Here is a 17,464-nt window from a genome sequence, read left to right as displayed (position 1 = left end):
TAATGTAATCGTATTTTATCCTCTAAGTTTAATAACTTGGTGGATGCACGCTCTTTAATTTTGGACAACTTGTTTTTGCAAATCAAGTTGTCCCCTTTTTATCAAAATTACAATATAGAACATATGTGTTTCCTAATAAATAAATATTCTTTTTCCGCTATATTATTAAGATACTTAACTGGCCCTAGTTGTTTACCTTTATGTATATGTTTTTCTTCTTTCAATTCTTATATCACATGGTAGGTAGGAGTTATTATGCATTGTTATTAAAAATATCATTTGACTTTAATCTAATATAACCAAAAGAGGGGTAAAAATGAAAAAGTATCATTTTATGTATTCTGCTGTTGCGCTTTCAGTTGGATTATTTTTAAGTCAGCCAACTGACTCCCATGCGGCCGAAACAGCTACAAACACTATTTCAAAACAAGAAGCACAAAGTAAAGCTGAAAAATATCTTAAAGGAGTAAGTAAACAAGCCAACTCAAAGTGGCAAGATACCCATTTCAGCGAAAGTAAAACACTATATGATTTAGAAGGACAGATTACTGGATACTTATTTCAAGTACAAAAGAATAATGAAGATCTTGGATATATCATTGCGGATAGTAAGAACAATGGTTCTCCTATCTTAGAATCTACTAGAGAAGGTTCTAATCCCTACAAAAATATTGACGAGGGAAAAGCTATATATACTGGGCCACTTCACCATCTAAAAAAAGAGAAAGACAAAGTAATTAATATCCACACCAGCCAAGCCATAGGTATAAATCAAGCCAAAAGTATACAAATAGATAAAGATAAAGAAAAACAACATCAACCTCACACATATAATGCACCCCAGATGGAATTAAACTCACAAGAACCGGATTATAAAGAACATAATATTAGTAATGTACCTGATTACACCTGGTATCATGGCTGTTCTCCAACAGCAATTGCAAACTTAGTAGCTTATTGGGGACAACATGGATATGATAATTTATTTCGAAGTAATGAAACTTCTAATCAATTAATTGATAATTTAGGTGCCGCAATGGGTACAGATTCAGCAGGTAGCACTATCGAGTCTAGAATGAAGCCAGGGCTTGAACAGTATTTTCAGAGTCGCGGGTATAATCCTGTAATTGGGTATGATGAGAAACCTACTTATGAAAAATACATAAAAGAAATTGATTCAGATAGACCGATAATAATAAACACGCTCGAGGAACCTTATTATGGGAATCATACAATGACTGGAATTGGTTATATGCAACTATACCTGCCTGAAACAAATGAAAACTATCGTGACATAGTAGTGCATGATACATGGAGTGATTCACCAACGGATGCGTATGTAAATTATGATAAATCTGCAAAATATTTTAGTAGCTATATTACTGTTACACCATTTATTTTTAAAGAGAAAAAGTCAAATGTGCATTACAATTGGGGAGCTAGTGGTCCTTTTAAAAATCATACAGATGATTTTATGGCTATATTTGACCAATCTCAAAATTTAAATGCAGGGGATTATTTTGTGCAAACACTAGCAGATGATAGAGTTCGTGTAACCTTTGATGATAAAAAAATAATTGATCGTTGGTATGATTCCGGTGGACAAATTGACAGGGCATTGCTTACAAATATGACCAAGGGCCAACATTCTATTCAAACGGATTTTTATGAGAATGCGGGAAATGCAGTGATTTTCTCTGACATTGTACCGTTTGACCACTGGCTAGCCTATTATTATCCAAACAAAAATTTAGAAGGGACTCCTTCTGATGCCAAGGTAATTGCTCCAAAAGGAAGTGAAAAAGTTTTGTTTGAAGATAGTGGAATCGGGTCTCCCACTTCAAAAGTACCAAATGATAATTTTTCAGTTCGTTATACTACAATAAAAAGGTTACCGGCTGGAGAATATATAATACGTGGAAAAGCAGATGATGGCATGCGTGTATTTATTGATGGTAAACAGGTTATAGATCGTTGGTATGGGAGTGGAGGATATGTAGAGGATGCTCAAAAAGTTATAATTAATGACAATGCAGGAGCGGCTGTATTGGGAAAATCTACTGAAAAAGATATTCATCTGGTTGAAGTACAATATTTAGAAGAGGGTGGTCTAAGTAAAGTAGAATTCGGTATGGAACCATATAAAAATGCTATTTTATCTCCACAATGGACGGCGGAATATTACCCTAATAAAGACTTGAAAGGTAATGCTCTGGTTAAAGGCGGAAAGGGATCAATAGACCAAATTAATAATATTGATTTCAATTGGGGGAGCGCTTCTCCGTCTCCAATTATCCCAAGTGATAATTTTTCTGCACGTTTTACTAAAATAGATACATTTGAACAAGGAAACTATCATTTTCAAGCAAAAGCAGATGACGGAGTTCGTTTGTATATAGATGATAAGAGAATTTTAGATTCATGGGGTCCAAATGGAGGAGATATAAGAACTGTGACAGTTCCTATAACCGCAGGTCAACATAAAATAGTGTTGGAGTATTTAGAGGAAGCAGGGCAAGCTCTTTTACAATTTACCTACAAAAAACAATAAAAGTAAAAAAACAGCTCAATGTGGTGGAATTCCCCCAATTGTTAGGCACCGTCTAACGATTGGGGGACAGTTTTTTATGACTAAATTTACTTTAGAAGAAAAAATGAATGTAGTGATACATTAGCAATTTGACAGTAAGAGTGTAAAGGTTATTGGGAAATCATTGGGGCGAATCAAGAAGTAGACGCCCTTAAACTGAAGAAAAATGTCGTCTATCTATGACTAAGGACAATCAAAAATTAATCAACAAACAAATACGAATGGAAGAGTTAGTGAAACTATTACAAGTTGAATTAGCTACGATTTTTTTATTCAATATAATGCTCACGGTCTATTAAGAAATTCATATTGAATAAAATATTAAAAACCATCAATGTAAAATATAACATTATAGGTAAATAAATTTAATTATAAATGATTAGCTAGTATATATATGCTAAAAGTAAAACCTAGTATCAACTCAATGCTAGCCAATACTTTAGATTTATTTAACTTAAAGTCCCTTATGCCTCTAAATATAAACATAGTCCCTAATAATAAATAGGTTATGTACAGATATTGGCTAATTCTAAAAGTTATAAGAGCGGATACTATAATTAAGGTAGTAAATATAATATCTGGTACCTGGAACTTTATGAATTTCTCCTCATTATTTTTTAACATTATATACCTCCTTAATATTAAAACGACTTAGTTACATATCTATTGCATTATTGTGGCATTTAAAAAAGTTTAATATTATTTTATATTAAATTTATAAACCTAATATAAAAACAGATATCGCATACTACATTCTAACATATATAGAAATAATTTTAAATTAATATTTGATAATTCTCAATATGGGGTATCTTGAAAATTATCAAATATTAATTTAATTTCATATAAAGGTAAATAGAGATGAAATATAGTTTTAGTGCAAAAAATTCAGGAGAATTGTAATAAACTTATTAATCTTGTGGATGCTGATACTATTAATATAAAAAGGAAAAAGTGTTTACATGAAAGCATTATAATTCTGATTTTATGTTGGTAATGGTACAGTCTTAGTTTTTATGATTTAGTGGAAAAGATTGTGAAAGGGGGCTTATCTATTGCTTTTACAACGATTATGCGTTGGGTTCATCAATACAGCCCTGAACTAGACAAACGAACCTAAAATTTTCTCAAAAGAACAAGTAAATTATAGAAGAAATTAATAAGAGAATATATGAAAGATTGGAAGAAACGTGAAGAAAGGATAGATAAGAGGATAGAGTTATAAGAGATGATAATTTTATGAAAATGGTCAGAGAGATTCAAGAGGCAAAACGAACTATAATATCAGTTCAGGAGGAGGTAGCTACAGAAAAAAGAAATCTAGAATGGATTTTTGGGAATGGATACATTTATCAACTGCTGTAATCTGAATTTTAAGGTGAATTATGACTATAAATAAGATGAAATCTGCTTTAGTTAGTTAGGAAAAAATAGTTATCAATTATTGGATGTATGAGAAGGAAAGAATTCTGGAAAATGTAAAAAGATAAAAAGGAGTTGAATAACAACTCCTTTTTATATAGGACAGCTTTATTATTTGAAATATTACCTACTGAAATACTTTTTCAATTGTAGGCATAACAGCTATTGGTGGTAGGGATTTAGTCCATGCAGCTGCATATACATTTAATTTCTCACCTAATGTGTAGTTTGCACCATCTGAAACAGGGACCCTTAAAATCTTATTTTGAGAAACTAGATCCCACCAATCATGTTGATAAGCAAGAGCTTCATCTTTTGTAGGCGTAGCTGCAACTACTAAATAATTGTTCTCTACTGAAATGACATATCCAGTAAAAGGTTCTTGTTCTTGGTTCTGAATAGAATGAACAGGAATATTGTTGGCGGAAATCTTGTTAGAATCTGCAAAGGCCGGTGTTAATCCGAATGTAAATCCACATCCTAGTGTTAAAGCTGTTACCGTTGTTACGAATGTTTGTTTTTTGTTAAACATGATATATCCCCCTTATATTTTATCCTTACACTATCCATTTTCAATTTACATACATATAAAGCCTTTTAATATTAAGATACTTAACAATTCTGTCACAATTATTCCATAAATGTTAATATTATCTATTAATGGAATTGGGTTTATGTTATAATTCACTAGGTGAACTATTATTGTTCATTTCATCTCTTGATGAATGTATGCCCTTCCTTAAGTGTAAAGATGTTCGATTTTATTGGTGAAGAGAGGATATATCCCTCTTCTTTTTTTATTAATATAGGACTTTAGGGAATGAACAGAAAAAGAACCCTATGGGGTTCTTTTTCTAGGCATATTAACAGTAAGGAGAGTAATGAAATGCTATTTTCAAATCTTTACAAGGAGAAAAATTTGAAAAAGCTTATCATGTTATTATTTTTACATACATGTACTATAAAGTTAATTGATAATATGTAGATTCACTATTATTAATATTCAATTAAGATAGTTAGCACTGTGTTAATAGTGTTAACTATCTTAATTGGTGTGGAATGTGATAGAAAGTATAGGTTTACCGCAAATTTATGCTTTCAGGATTTGAAGAGTATTCTTAATATGAATTTTAAAGAAAATACAAAATTTTACTAGACGTGAGAAAAAAGGAACTGAAAATATCCTTTAAAATAAGATATATTTGGGTCAAAAAATTAGAGGGCACCAATTCATTAAAGTAGTAAAAACGTTTTAATGAATTGGTGTCCTTTTTGTTTTAAAAAGAGAATATATTTTCTCAACAGGACAAATGGTAATTAGCTATAAGTATTAATTATAAGGATAACAGGAAAATAGAAATTAATAATAAAGGGGAATGCGAAATGATAACATTAATATCTGAAAGAAATCTAGCTGAAATCCAAGAAGACGATGTAGATGTATTAAAAGTAATGGCACATCCTGTTCGATTACAAATTGTAAATGAATTAATGCAACATAAAGTCTGCAATGTTACACAGTTAACGGAGATATTGAGACTCCCACAATCCACTGTTTCACAACATTTATCAAAATTGAGGGGAACCGTACTCCGCTCAGAAAGAAGAGGGATAGAGATGCATTATTTTATAGATAATGCTAAGGCCCGTCAGATTGTTGAAATTTTAGGTTTTTAGGTTAATAATACGTAAAAGGTTTCCTGTTACAAAGCAGGAAATCTTTTTTATATGTATAACTAATTGTGTGATAATATCATACCGTAGAAACTACCTAACAATAATTAAATTTAACACCTTGTTTTATCTTGCCACACATAATTTAACACGATGTATAGGTATAAACTTATAAATAAGGGATTTAAACGGAAATTAGATATAGCAATGGATAATGGTAAGTGCATTAAAGAAATTATAGAATTAATGATATAAAAAATAATCAATAGTTGTTGTAAAGGCATATATTTATGAGAATTTGGCAGTAATGAAATGAACTTTATAGTTACTTTAACTTGGATGAAAGGAGATTTAATAATTGTTTAATAGAATTCGCTACCTAGTTAATACGGAGTTCCTCGGCTTGAAGGGGGAGAATGTAAAAAATAGTGAATAGCCTTATTTTGATTAATCCTTTTCAAACCAAAAATAGTAACGTGAATAGTCCGAAACAGGGGTGTTTCGGACTAAGGGCTCAAGATTTTATAAAAAATAATAGGTTGAATTTTCTGAATTTACAAAAGGGAATATATTACGTTAATCAATAGATACTCCACCAGAGACAATCGTTTTTGTTGGTGCTGGCGTATCTCCACCATTAAAAGAAGAGTGTTGTGATACATTTAAACTAATCATGCTACATGTTAATGCACTTACTACTACCATACTTAATACAATTTTCTTAATCTTTTTCATTATTTTAACGCTCCTTTTCTCAAATGTTTCTTATCAGCATTAATACTAATGTAGGAGATTTAAATAGAGACGAAACAAGATATTCTTATTTATGTATGGGACGCTTATTGTGGATGGTGCTATGGTTTTTCAGAAGGATTTAAAATCGTATATCTAAAAAATATAAACATATATATTTTAAGAGAACTAAGTTTGAAAGTATAACGATAAATGTGCTAGGTTTACTGACACATTTATAATCAAAAAAACAAACTATTCAAGACCAATGCTATTAGATACTACAATTCTACTGGTCACGTTAATTATTTCTCACTTGTAATAGGGGGGATTGTAGTGTTTTGAAATGTATCTGTTTTTGTTTCACTATATGAACGATTATAGCAACGGACTCCTTACTGAAATAATGAAAAATCATCATTTGTTTATTCTGATTTCTGGAAAAGTTTTAATAGATTCATGCTGAACAAACATACTTTTTAGAAAGAGGAGAGATTATTGATGGATAGTCAGTTACTATATCAACAGCAAAAAAGAGAAAAGGCACTCGTGATTGGAGCTGGTGTTGCAGGCTTGCTTACTGCACGCGTGCTTTCCAGTTATTTTGAGACAGTGATAGTTGTTGAAAAAGATGAATTACCTCAAAAACCATCTGAACGTCCAGGTACACCACAAGACTTTCATCCTCATCGTGTATTACCACGCGGAGAAATAATTATGAACCGTTTCTTTCCTGGATATGTTGATGATTTATTAAATCTAGGGGCCCATAATGTCAAGAATGATAAAATGATCCGATTTTCTCCTTATGGGGCACTTGAACTAGTTATAGAACGAAAAGGTGCAGCGAGCAGTCGAGCATTGTTAGAATGGACAATCCGCCAACGTGTACAAGAAATTTCTAATGTACATTTTCATTCAAAGCAAGTGGTGACAGGTCTTCTAACTTCGTCTGATCACAAGCTTGTTATTGGAGTCAATATTCAAGAACGAGACGAATTAAAAACAAAGCGAACTGTGTTAACCGATTTGGTAGTTGATACATGTGGTCGTCAATCTAAACTTAATAAATGGCTTACATCTATGGGATATGATGTTCCAGAACCAGAACGTTTAAAGGTGAATTTTGGATATAGCACGAGATATTATAAAGTGCCTTCACATATCAAAGAGAAATTGAGTGCAATTTCTGAAGGAGATCCAGCTAAAAACGTTGGAGCTGTAGGGTTATTATATATTGAAGATAACATAGCTCAAGCGCTACTATTTGTTGCTGGAGGTACGCACTATCCACCAACCAATTCAAAAGAATATGAAAAAGAACTGGACTCATTAGTTACCCCTATGATGAGGGAGTTAATTAAAGAGTTAGAACCAATTAGTGTCCCAAGAGGATTTAGAGCGCATGAGTCAACTCGTCAACATTTTGAACAAATGGAAAATTGGCCATCTGGATTATTAGTGTTAGGTGATGCTTTTTGTAACTTTGACCCTATTTATGGGCAGGGGATGACCGTAGCAGCCATTGAAGCTGAAATGTTAGATACTTGTTTAAAAGAACATTCTACTCATAAACCTGGATTCGAACGCAAAGTGCTGCAACGTATGCAACAAGCTATTGAGCCGGCATGGTGGCTGAGTTCAATTGCGGATTTACGTTGGAAAGGTGTTGAACATGTAGGAGCCGTTCCACTAAAAGGTGTGAAATTTGCACAAAAATATTTTGATTTATATCTTAAACAAGCTTTAAAGCAAGCAAATGAGGATAATTCATCCATGCTCCAAAAATATATAATGATGAATGGGCTAGTTCATTCGCCTCATGAAATCATTAATTCAGATATATTAAGCATGTTAATCACTGGGGATGAGACTTCGGAGGGAAATGAACTTTTGAACGAACTTGGAGAAGTAGGTAAGAAATCACTGCAAGAAAGAATACATGAATTAATCCCTTCCTTTACATTAGCTTTTGACAATAGTATTCCAAATCTGTTCTCTTCCATTTCAATCTCTAATGCCAAATGAGGAAAAGGTAGTACAAATCGATGACTATTTGTACAAAATATACTCTAAATTTGTATATTTTACACACTGTATCAAAGAAGAAACATATCCTCTTTTTTTCTGCAGGTATATGTTTCTTTTTTTTAGACAACTTTGTGCGTATTCTCACGTGATTTTACTTATACTGGCTGATGTAATTAAATAGCTTAAATATAAAAATCACCAAATGTTTTTTGGTCCAGATTAATTAATCACTATGGATAATTTATAATTGGCATGCAGGTTTAGTTTGGTTAAAAATTGATCTAGTACTTCATTAGAAGAAAACTTACATTCAAGAAGATAACAACCTTCACCACTAATTTTAAAGTTATTTATAATATATTCATGTTGTGTTTTTATAAAAGATAAAAAGGGCTGATGTTGAACGTCTTTTGTATATATATTTATAAATGTATGTACAGGGTAGCCTGATTTTAGTTTGTTTAATTTAATCGTATAACCTTCTATGACACCGTTCTCTTCTAACTTTATTACTCTAGATGAAGTTGCTTGCCCCGTCAAATGAACTTTTTTTCCTAATTCTTTCATCGACATACGACCATTCTTCGATAATTCTCTTAATATTTTTTTATCTGTATCGTCTAACATCGTTTCAAATCCTTTCATATTTCAAGTCAAACCATCTAAATACTTGATTTTGACCATGTAAAATTATTTACTTCTTATTTTATACTATTAGTAAATCTTGCAAAAGGAGGATTACTTCATGGATATCAGGCTCATACGAAATGCAACGCTAGTTTTACATTATGGTGATAAGAAGTTTCTAATCGATCCTTTTTTAGCTGAAAAAGGATTGATTCCACCGTTTCCTAATACACCAAATCAACATATGCTAAACCCTTTGGTTAGCTTACCAACTTCTATAGAAGAAATCATTCAGGTTGATGCTGTTATCATTACACACTTACATCCTGATCATTTTGACCAGATTGCAAAAGAGGTTTTACCTAAAGATATACAAATCTATGCACAAAATGAAAAAGACGTGGAAGCAATTAAAAAAGAAGGTTTTCAGAACGTTGAAGCATTAACTAATGCTATTAATATGGGGAGCATTACCCTAACTAAAACCGATGGAAAACACGGTACGGGAGACATAGGACATCTTATGGGGGAAGTTTCAGGTGTTGTCTTTAAACACCCAAATGAAAAAACACTCTATATAGCAGGAGATACAATATGGTGTACCGATGTTCAAAAGGTGCTTAAAACGCATAATCCGGAAGTAATTGTTGTAAATGGAGGAGGGGCACAATTTCTTCAAGGAAATCCTGTAATTATGACTAAAGAAGATATTTATCAAACATACATGGAAGCTCAAAATTCAACTATTATTGTTGTTCATATGGAAGCTGTCAACCATTGCTTACTGACTAGAAAAGAATTAAAAAATTTCATCAATGAAAAAGGACTTTCCGACAATATTTTAGTACCATCTGATGGTGAAATATCTCACTTTCTAATATAAATACTTATGCGCTTTTTGATTATAAGCGTTGGTTTTCACGGTAGAGGCCCACCAGACATGCCTATTAAGTTAAGAAATTATAACACTCCCAGAACGATAATTTTTTGAGTGTTGGTCGTATTTATTGTTTTGGGATAAATCCGTTCTGGTTAGCTTGATAGTCATGGAGTACAGCTAGCAATCTAGGTTTAAAATAACATTATGCTGTTTATAAAAAAGCTGTAGAAATATTGTGTCAAACCATACCACTATTTAAAGAGAATGTATATATGGCGGACCTTTTAAAATAGATGTAATTACGTGAAAATTATAGTAAGAAGGGCAAGGGAATGTTTAATGATTTTAAGTTTGTAGCAAATCATTCGATTTATGCCCAATTTCATAATTATTTGAAAAAATGATTGTGAAATGCCAACTATTGGAGCATCTATTGAAAAGGGGAATAGTTTATGAAATTAGTAAATGATAGAGCCATGTTACGATTAATGCATCTAAATGATATCGAAAGCTTATTTAACATTGTGGAAGGAAATAAAGAAATATGGACGTATTTAATAGCTAAAATGGATAGCTATCAAGATATGGAGCAGTATGTTGAAGTAGCAATAAAAGGTTTTGAAGGGGAAACGGATTTACCATTTGTTGTTGTAGATCAGAAAACGAATGAAATTGTAGGCAGTACACGTTTGTACAGTATTTCAAATGATAACAAAACGGTTGAACTTGGGCAAACGTGGTATCATCCAAGTGTACATCGTACAAGTATAAATACTGAGTGTAAGTATATGTTATTGCAATATGCTTTTGAAGAGTTACACATGCTACGTGTGCAAATAAAAACGGATTTACGGAATGAAAAAGCTCAGCGCGCAATTGAAAGGCTTGGTGCTGTAAAAGAAGGTGTATTGCGAAACGAAAGACAATTGCCAAATGGTTATGTACGGGATGCAGTTGTATATAGTATTATTGCAAGCGAATGGCCGGTTATAAAAGAACAACTTTTACAAAAACTAGCTGTATATAAATAAAGAGAATATATAATGCTTCTATATTTTCGAAAAATAAAAAGGGAAAGAAAGCTCACTGGTTTCGAACTTAAAATGTTCATCATAACACAAGTTGATTACATTCTTTTTGGGATCTATTTTATATAGAATTTGCAAGATGTGTCCTTAGAATAAAACAAAAAGGATATTGAAAAGATCTTGATATTCATATCAAGATCTTTTCAATATGTAAAATTATTTCACTGCCTCTTTTAATTCTTTTCCAGCTTTAAAAGCAGGTGCTTTTGAAGCTGCGATTTGCATTTCTTCACCTGTTTGTGGGTTACGTCCTGTACGTGCAGATCTTTCACGTACTTCAAATGTACCAAAACCAAGAATCTGTACTTTCTCTCCATTTGCTAACGCATTTGTTATTGTATCTAATAACGCTTGTGTTGCTGTTGCAGCATCTTTTTGTGTAAGTTCAGCTTTTTCTGCTACTACTTTTGTTAATTCTGTTTTATTCATTTTCTGCACCTCTTCATATGTAATTAGGTGACTATTATAACGTGTGTGTATTCATGACGCAATTATACTGTACTTAGAAAAAGCCATAGCAAGAGCTAGAGGACAATGTTTGTGTAAAAGGAATAAGAAGGATATTAATCATCGCTTTAAACTCTGTTCATATTTCTTTACATCTTCCATGGTTTTAAATATTAACACATCAAAAATTCCTTTTTCATCCCCACATACGACAACAAAACCATCTGTTGCTTCCAGAACTCTACCGACGCCACCATCTGTAAGTGAAATATTGGTGAGATGTTTTACGCTCAGTTTTTCTTCTTTTTGAATGTAAGTAGTTATGGGTGTTCCTACAGGAAATGCGTCTGTGATCTCTTTTGTTGTATATGTGCCATCATCTATTGATTGAGTTTTAGCTGTAATAGAATCAGTTTGAGTGGCACATCCTGTTGAACATATTAAAAGAATTCCAGTAATAATACTTACACAAGCTGTTTTTACCATTCACAAAATCCTCCTATAACTGTTCGTATTTTCAACCCATTTAGGGTAACAAATTATATATACGAAGTTTGTTGATTTATATGAGTCGTAAATGAACAAAGATACAGGTATTTTGGCAGAATGTGTTTCAAACAAAAAAAGACACCTAAAGGTGCCTTCCTGCGACTGGAACCATCGTAATATGGTATTGAGTGCCAATCTGATTATTTTTACCACATTAAGTAATGTTGGTTGTTGAGAAATATAATTCAAATCTATAGTTTGTTTATTTTTGCTTCGTTAGATTTTTTGTAGTGAATTCTTCAATCTGTTCAGATTTAATTTTAATTTCAGGGGTTATTGCTATCTTGCTACCTGGGGGCACACAATAACAGTATTTGTTGTACCAGAACAAAAAAAGTGATTAAATGTAAAAAAAGTTAAAATTCGAAACGTATGTTATTATTATATTAAGAATTATAAATTAAAGGTGGCATCTGGAAGGGAATAGTTAAAAATGAAAACAATAAAGGGGAAGTTATCTTTTAGCATTGATATTATAGGTTGTATCCTTTGCATTATAATGCTTATTATAAGTCTTGGTAATTTTAGAACATGGGTGCGCCCTTTTTTATTTCTTGTCTGCGGACTAATTTTCTTCATTAATATAGTAAATACCCGTAAGGGAAAAGGGCGTAATTCAAATTAAAATAAAATTGTATCCGTATAACCCAAAAACGCTATTCTTTTTGTAGAAATATACAGAGAGGATGGCATTTTTTATGAATTTTTTGTTCCAAGATAAACTTCAATGATTTGCTGAGGTTATATCAATATTTTCCTCCTTCACTTTTAGAACAGCTTGCTAGAGGGGGAGATTCTGTTTAAAGAAAGGGAGATTTTGCGATGTTACCTGATTATATAAAGATAGCTTATGAGATAGCCCAAAAAGCCCATGCTGGACAAGTAGATAAAGCAGGTATGGATTATATCAAACACCCTGAGGCAGTTGCTAGCTTTGTAAATACGAACGAAGAGAAGGCTACTGCTTATTTGCATGATGTTCTGGAAGATACTGAGATAACTGCTAATGATCTGTTAAATGCTGGTATACCTCATAACGTAGTTAAGGCAGTGCAGGTGCTGACAAAAGAGAAATACACGCCTTATTTTGAGTATCTGAGCAGAGTGAAAGAAAATTCTCTTGCCCGTACAGTTAAACTTGCAGACTTAAAACATAATTCTGATCGCTCAAGACTTGCTAGGATAACAGAGAGAGACCTAAAACGATTGGAGAAGTACCGCAAAGCGATTAAGTTTTTAGGGGAATAAAAGAAACAGCAACTTCTTTAGTTGCAATTTCCTAGAATATTAGTTGTTTGAAGAGACAACTTCTTACGAATATTCAATGTTCCTCATATGGTATTTTTAATAAAATGTAAAAAATAGTACACAATATGTTAAAGATTATATGCAAAATGTTAAAAATAGGATAAAATGTTTATGGGAGGTGGAGGTAGTTGTTAAACAACCGGATAGTTGTTTGTCGTGCCGAAAAAGGTTGGACACAGCAAGATTTAGGAGAGAGAGTAGGTGCTAGTAGACAGACTATCGCTTCTATGGAAAGGAATAAATATAATCCCTCTTTAATTCTTGCATTTAAAATAGCCCAAGCTTTTGGAAAACCATTAGAGGAAGTTTTTGAATTTAAGGAGGAATAAAAAAATGGAATTTATAAAGTATGCTGTAATTATTATTATAGTTTTATCATGCTTAAGTGAATTATATATGTTTAAATTTCAAAAAAGCCCAGAGGCAAGAGATGAGAGAGGTTTAGAAATTCAGTATAAAACTACTAATTTTTTATATAATACTCTTTATCTGGGAATAGTTATATTATTTCTCCTTAACATACTTCAATATATTACAGCAGGACAATTTGTGAATATCCTCCTATATTTCTTTATTTCTTTAGGGATAATAAAAGTTGCTTATTTATATTGGAGAAGGAGCTATTAAATATAAAAAGAAATACTAAAAATAAGGTTCATATTATTAATATACTTGTTCCTAAATTAATAATAGATTATTTTCTGCGGAGGTATTAATACTTAATATTAAGAGAAATTAGCCGCAGCTTACTAAATATAATTATAGATACACCTATGTACTTATAGAATAAATGCAGAGCCTTTATAAGCATGGAAAAATTGCAGTTTCAATTGAAACTGCAATTTTTAATTCATCCTTGCCATTATAGGGGAGGGGATTTGAAGTGTGCTAAGATAAAGTCATTTTAGTAAATTTGCTTCATTTTAAAGTAAGTTTGAATGAAGGAGACAATTTGCTAAATACACTATGTTGTTCATTTCCTTCTTGGTTCATACCTGCTTGATAAGAAGAAAATCCTTTATACATTTTTCTTTTCCATTGCCATAAGCCATTAGTTTGATCGAATTCACCATAGTAATGATTGTAATCGAGTTTGTTTCCAGTGTTTTTATTAAAATTATTGCTAATAAAAATACGGCTATTACTTGCATAGATTTGGTTATTGGTAATTACATTGTTTCGGGTATCGTAATTTAATTCGATTTGGCCACTCTCTTGATCTTTTGTATCATTTTTATAAATTACATTGTTCGTAATTGTGTTATTTTCAGCATATCCTTGCTGACTGTCATACCCACCAATTGCAATACCACTCATAATATTATTTGATATTGTATTGTCTCTAACAGTAATTTGGCTTGCGCTTTTTCCAGCATGTTCGCTAGCTACTTCAATACCGAGATCATTTTCATAGCTTTGATTTTGCTCAATGACAATTTCCTTCCCACCATCCACGTAAATACCATCAGCTGAATATTCATTATAACTAGTATTATTGATGGATGAATTGTGATGGACAATGTTATTACGAACAACTCCATTTCGTGCCTGATCTAAAGAAGCTACTGGTGATACGCCTTCATGTCCAATCAGGACAATTCCGATGTTGTTGTTATCATGTACTTTATTATTGGTAACTTCAAAGAAATCTACATTCCCATTCACAGCAATTGCTTCACTCAGTCCTAACTTCAAATTTGCTAATTCGTTATTATCAATGACAATATGATTTAAATTATTTTGAGCACTAGATGAAGTACCGTATACAGCAATACCGTGTGCATTTCCATCCTTAACATTTGCTTCAATGTGGTGAATATAATTATTTCTAATATCAATGTAACTTCCTGTTCCAGTGATATAAATACCAATAGGGGTTTCGTTAACTTTCGTTGACTTTAAGTTACGAAATTCTAATCCTTTTACTTGAATATAGTTTTTGTCTTCTATTGTAAATAACCCATCATCTTCTAACTTGACTTTAGAACCATCAAGAATGACTTTTTCATCTTGGTAATTTTGAAAAGTAATGGGTGCTCCTGAGGTACCAGAATGAGCGACACGAACTTTTTGGTTATAAACTCCGCCTCTTATGTAGATTGTACGTCCTTCTTTTGCGACATTAGCAGCTTTTTGAATGGTAGCGAAAGGTTGATCTAATGTACCAGGATTGAGGTCATTTCCTGTTGGAGATACATAGTAATTTGTAACAGGGTTTGCATTGCTATTGGATTGTGCAAAGGTAGAGGCAGGGAGTGTGAAAATTAACATACTGAAAGAAAGGATAAAGATAAAAAGCGATTTTTTTAATGAGGGAAATATTGTTTGATATTTCATCATGATCCTCCTTCTTTATAAGCATTCCTTCTCAACTATATAATTCAAACAGACGATTTATATCTTGTACTAATAAAAAAAGACCCAGTAATGTATTCTGGATTAAGAAACACCAACTCCTATGGTCTACGTATTCTATCTGAAACTAAATTTTTAATAATTCATGGTTTTTCGTATAAAATCAAATCATATATGTGTACTTGAAGAAATACGGATATTAAAATCGATAGACGAGGGAATGAGGGATACTGATACTAATTTTAAGGGGAGTTATTCAAAATATATTTTCTATTCAATTAAATCTTCCCTGTGTATCGTGTTAACTGTTGTACTAATTGGATTGGTAAGATTAACAGATAATTATTTAAAGTGGGGGTAGTTCAATAAATCTGAAATTAACATTGTTTAATATAAGTGTTCAAAAAAGTTTATCAAGTTTTAATATTCGAAAAATCATTTATATAAACAAGTATGTTGTGGTAACATTTAACAAAAGGGGGTAGCGTATATGAATGTTGAAATTATTTCTAAAGAAGAAATCACAAAATTATTAAACGACTGGTATCAAGCTATAATTTCACAACGTGTATTACAGTCTAATAAAATAAAAGAAGAGATTGCAGATAAAATCAATAATATTAAGGAAGACCAAACAATATTAGTCTACTATGCTTTATTGAATGCACGGTATAATCTGCTAATTCGTGATATGGATAGTTCAAAAGATATTTTGGATAAAATTGAGCCATTACAAGAGCCTACAGAAACATTTTTAGAGTACTATCATCATTTATTTAAAGCAATTTATGCTACTAATACAGCAAACCATAGTGAAGCAAGAATGCAATTTGAAGAAGCTGAAAAGTATTTAGAGTACATGCATGATGAAATCGAAAAAGCTGAATTTAATTATTGGCTTGCAGTTCATTACTATCACATATTGAAACCAATCCTAGCAATTCAATTTGCTACGAAGGCAAATGAAGTATTTTCAATTAGTCCAGGGTATGAATTAAAAACTGCTGCTTGTTTGAATACTTTAGGGATGGCACACACTCGCTTAAGTGATTTCGAAAGTGCAGAAGAATATTTACTTTCAGCATTGGGTACTTTCCAAAAATCTCATGACGAAAGTCTTACTAAACGTGTAAAGCACAATTTAGGACTTTTATATGCAAGTCAAAACATGTCAGAGTTAGCAATTAAGCATTTAGAGGGATCACTAGAAAACAACGCTAAAACGATGTTTCTTTTAGCAAGAGAACATTTTAAGTTAGGTCACAATCATAATGCTAATGAATATATTGAGAATGGCTATAAGATTAGTGACTTATGTTATCGTCATCATTTTCAAATTTTAAAAGCATTACATAACTATGCACCACAAGAAGAATTAGAAAAGGTGGTCATGGAAGGTATTTCGTATTTTGAAAGAGAAGAATTATATGATTGGGTGAAAGAATATGCTTATCTTTTAGGTAATATATTCTATGGTACAGAAAATCACGAAAAAGCCAGCAAGTATTTACACATCGCTTTAGATGCAGACAAAAAGAGTATAGAAAGAAGGGCGCTAAAATGAAAAAAGCAATCTTATTAATGATGATGTTATCCGCTGTTTTTACTTTTGGTCTTACTAATGTAAAAGACGTATCACAAAATGAAACTATTGAAGTGTTTATGGATCATGGAGAGCATATTTAATTATCTAAAAAAAGAGGGAGCTGCGAGCTCTCTCTTTTTTAATTATGACCATATTAATTTAGAAATAACATAAGT

At 31.8% G+C, this 17,464-nt stretch carries 16 protein-coding genes and 3 pseudogenes; 13 read left to right on the top strand and 6 right to left on the bottom strand.

The genetic code is table 11. The annotated features are described in order from the left end of the window. Positions 1-316 precede the first annotated feature (316 nt). The 3 genes and pseudogenes from N2V80_RS28180 to N2V80_RS28170 all read left to right on the top strand — a co-directional run. A complete protein-coding gene (locus tag N2V80_RS28180) occupies positions 317-2,551 on the top strand; it encodes a PA14 domain-containing protein (protein ID WP_340981012.1) in 2,235 nt (744 codons plus the stop codon). Positions 2,552-3,590: 1,039 nt separating this feature from the next. Further along, positions 3,591-3,704 (top strand): annotated as a pseudogene (locus N2V80_RS28175) (IS6 family transposase); the annotation flags it as partial. A 39-nt stretch (positions 3,705-3,743) separates the two neighbouring features. Further along, positions 3,744-3,955 (top strand): annotated as a pseudogene (locus N2V80_RS28170) (DUF3967 domain-containing protein); the annotation flags it as partial. A 184-nt stretch (positions 3,956-4,139) separates the two neighbouring features. Here N2V80_RS28170 and N2V80_RS28165 read toward each other — a convergent pair. Further along, complete coding sequence (locus tag N2V80_RS28165; RefSeq protein ID WP_061655546.1) at positions 4,140-4,544, bottom strand: DUF3221 domain-containing protein; 405 nt, start codon at positions 4,542-4,544, stop codon at positions 4,140-4,142. A gap of 851 nt (positions 4,545-5,395) precedes the next feature. On the opposite strand from N2V80_RS28165, the gene N2V80_RS28160 reads away from it, so the two are divergent. Beyond that, positions 5,396-5,689 (top strand): ArsR/SmtB family transcription factor, encoded by a 294-nt coding sequence (locus N2V80_RS28160; protein ID WP_061655545.1) that lies wholly within the window; start codon positions 5,396-5,398, stop codon positions 5,687-5,689. 573 nt (positions 5,690-6,262) lie between these two features. Here N2V80_RS28160 and N2V80_RS28155 read toward each other — a convergent pair. Continuing rightward, on the bottom strand, positions 6,263-6,421 hold the full coding sequence (locus tag N2V80_RS28155) for a Phr family secreted Rap phosphatase inhibitor (protein WP_080450949.1): 159 nt from the start codon (positions 6,419-6,421) through the stop codon (positions 6,263-6,265). A 63-nt stretch (positions 6,422-6,484) separates the two neighbouring features. Here N2V80_RS28155 and N2V80_RS28150 point away from each other — a divergent pair. Together N2V80_RS28150 and N2V80_RS28145 are read left to right on the top strand one after the other, a co-directional pair. Beyond that, positions 6,485-6,592 (top strand): annotated as a pseudogene (locus N2V80_RS28150) (DsbA family protein); the annotation flags it as partial. Positions 6,593-6,919: 327 nt separating this feature from the next. Beyond that, the gene (locus N2V80_RS28145) at positions 6,920-8,446 is read left to right on the top strand and encodes an NAD(P)/FAD-dependent oxidoreductase (protein ID WP_061655544.1); all 1,527 of its coding nucleotides are present in this window, start codon (positions 6,920-6,922) and stop codon (positions 8,444-8,446) included. Between the two features lie 222 nt (positions 8,447-8,668). Here the strand turns inward: N2V80_RS28145 and N2V80_RS28140 are convergent, their stop codons facing one another. Continuing rightward, positions 8,669-9,076: an Lrp/AsnC family transcriptional regulator gene (locus N2V80_RS28140; RefSeq protein ID WP_061655547.1), complete on the bottom strand. Its 408-nt coding sequence runs from the start codon at positions 9,074-9,076 to the stop codon at positions 8,669-8,671. 118 nt (positions 9,077-9,194) lie between these two features. On the opposite strand from N2V80_RS28140, the gene N2V80_RS28135 reads away from it, so the two are divergent. Both N2V80_RS28135 and N2V80_RS28130 read left to right on the top strand, forming a co-directional pair. Next, positions 9,195-9,959, top strand: a complete 765-nt coding sequence (locus tag N2V80_RS28135; RefSeq protein WP_061655543.1) for an MBL fold metallo-hydrolase — start codon at positions 9,195-9,197, stop codon at positions 9,957-9,959. Between the two features lie 449 nt (positions 9,960-10,408). Continuing rightward, the gene (locus N2V80_RS28130) at positions 10,409-10,987 is read left to right on the top strand and encodes a GNAT family N-acetyltransferase (RefSeq protein ID WP_061655542.1); all 579 of its coding nucleotides are present in this window, start codon (positions 10,409-10,411) and stop codon (positions 10,985-10,987) included. 213 nt (positions 10,988-11,200) lie between these two features. Here the strand turns inward: N2V80_RS28130 and N2V80_RS28125 are convergent, their stop codons facing one another. Both N2V80_RS28125 and N2V80_RS28120 read right to left on the bottom strand, forming a co-directional pair. Continuing rightward, positions 11,201-11,473, bottom strand: coding sequence for an HU family DNA-binding protein (locus N2V80_RS28125; RefSeq protein WP_061655541.1), 273 nt, complete (start codon positions 11,471-11,473; stop codon positions 11,201-11,203). Positions 11,474-11,611: 138 nt separating this feature from the next. Continuing rightward, the gene (locus tag N2V80_RS28120; protein ID WP_061655540.1) at positions 11,612-11,977 is read right to left on the bottom strand and encodes a hypothetical protein; all 366 of its coding nucleotides are present in this window, start codon (positions 11,975-11,977) and stop codon (positions 11,612-11,614) included. Between the two features lie 885 nt (positions 11,978-12,862). Here N2V80_RS28120 and N2V80_RS28115 point away from each other — a divergent pair. The 3 genes from N2V80_RS28115 to N2V80_RS28105 all read left to right on the top strand — a co-directional run bounded on the left by N2V80_RS28115 (position 12,863) and on the right by N2V80_RS28105 (position 13,975). Continuing rightward, entirely contained in the window at positions 12,863-13,288 is a 426-nt protein-coding gene (locus N2V80_RS28115) for an HD domain-containing protein (protein ID WP_061655539.1), read from the top strand. A gap of 188 nt (positions 13,289-13,476) precedes the next feature. Continuing rightward, positions 13,477-13,677, top strand: coding sequence for a helix-turn-helix transcriptional regulator (locus N2V80_RS28110; protein WP_000933886.1), 201 nt, complete (start codon positions 13,477-13,479; stop codon positions 13,675-13,677). A gap of 4 nt (positions 13,678-13,681) precedes the next feature. After that, on the top strand, positions 13,682-13,975 hold the full coding sequence (locus N2V80_RS28105; RefSeq protein ID WP_061655538.1) for a hypothetical protein: 294 nt from the start codon (positions 13,682-13,684) through the stop codon (positions 13,973-13,975). A 291-nt stretch (positions 13,976-14,266) separates the two neighbouring features. Here N2V80_RS28105 and N2V80_RS28100 read toward each other — a convergent pair whose 3' ends face one another. Next, on the bottom strand, positions 14,267-15,685 hold the full coding sequence (locus tag N2V80_RS28100) for a right-handed parallel beta-helix repeat-containing protein (protein WP_061655537.1): 1,419 nt from the start codon (positions 15,683-15,685) through the stop codon (positions 14,267-14,269). 508 nt (positions 15,686-16,193) lie between these two features. Between N2V80_RS28100 and N2V80_RS28095 the strand changes: the two genes are divergently transcribed. Further along, a complete protein-coding gene (locus N2V80_RS28095; RefSeq protein WP_061655536.1) occupies positions 16,194-17,267 on the top strand; it encodes a Rap family tetratricopeptide repeat protein in 1,074 nt (357 codons plus the stop codon). Further along, on the top strand, positions 17,264-17,389 hold the full coding sequence (locus tag N2V80_RS28090; protein WP_000709205.1) for a hypothetical protein: 126 nt from the start codon (positions 17,264-17,266) through the stop codon (positions 17,387-17,389). Before N2V80_RS28095 ends, N2V80_RS28090 begins: the two co-directional genes overlap by 4 nt. Positions 17,390-17,464 lie beyond the last annotated feature (75 nt).

The organism is Bacillus sp. FSL W8-0640, from assembly GCF_038007725.1.
Classification (GTDB): Bacteria; Bacillota; Bacilli; order Bacillales; family Bacillaceae_G; genus Bacillus_A; species Bacillus_A cereus.
This window is presented reverse-complemented; position numbering and strand designations above follow the sequence as displayed.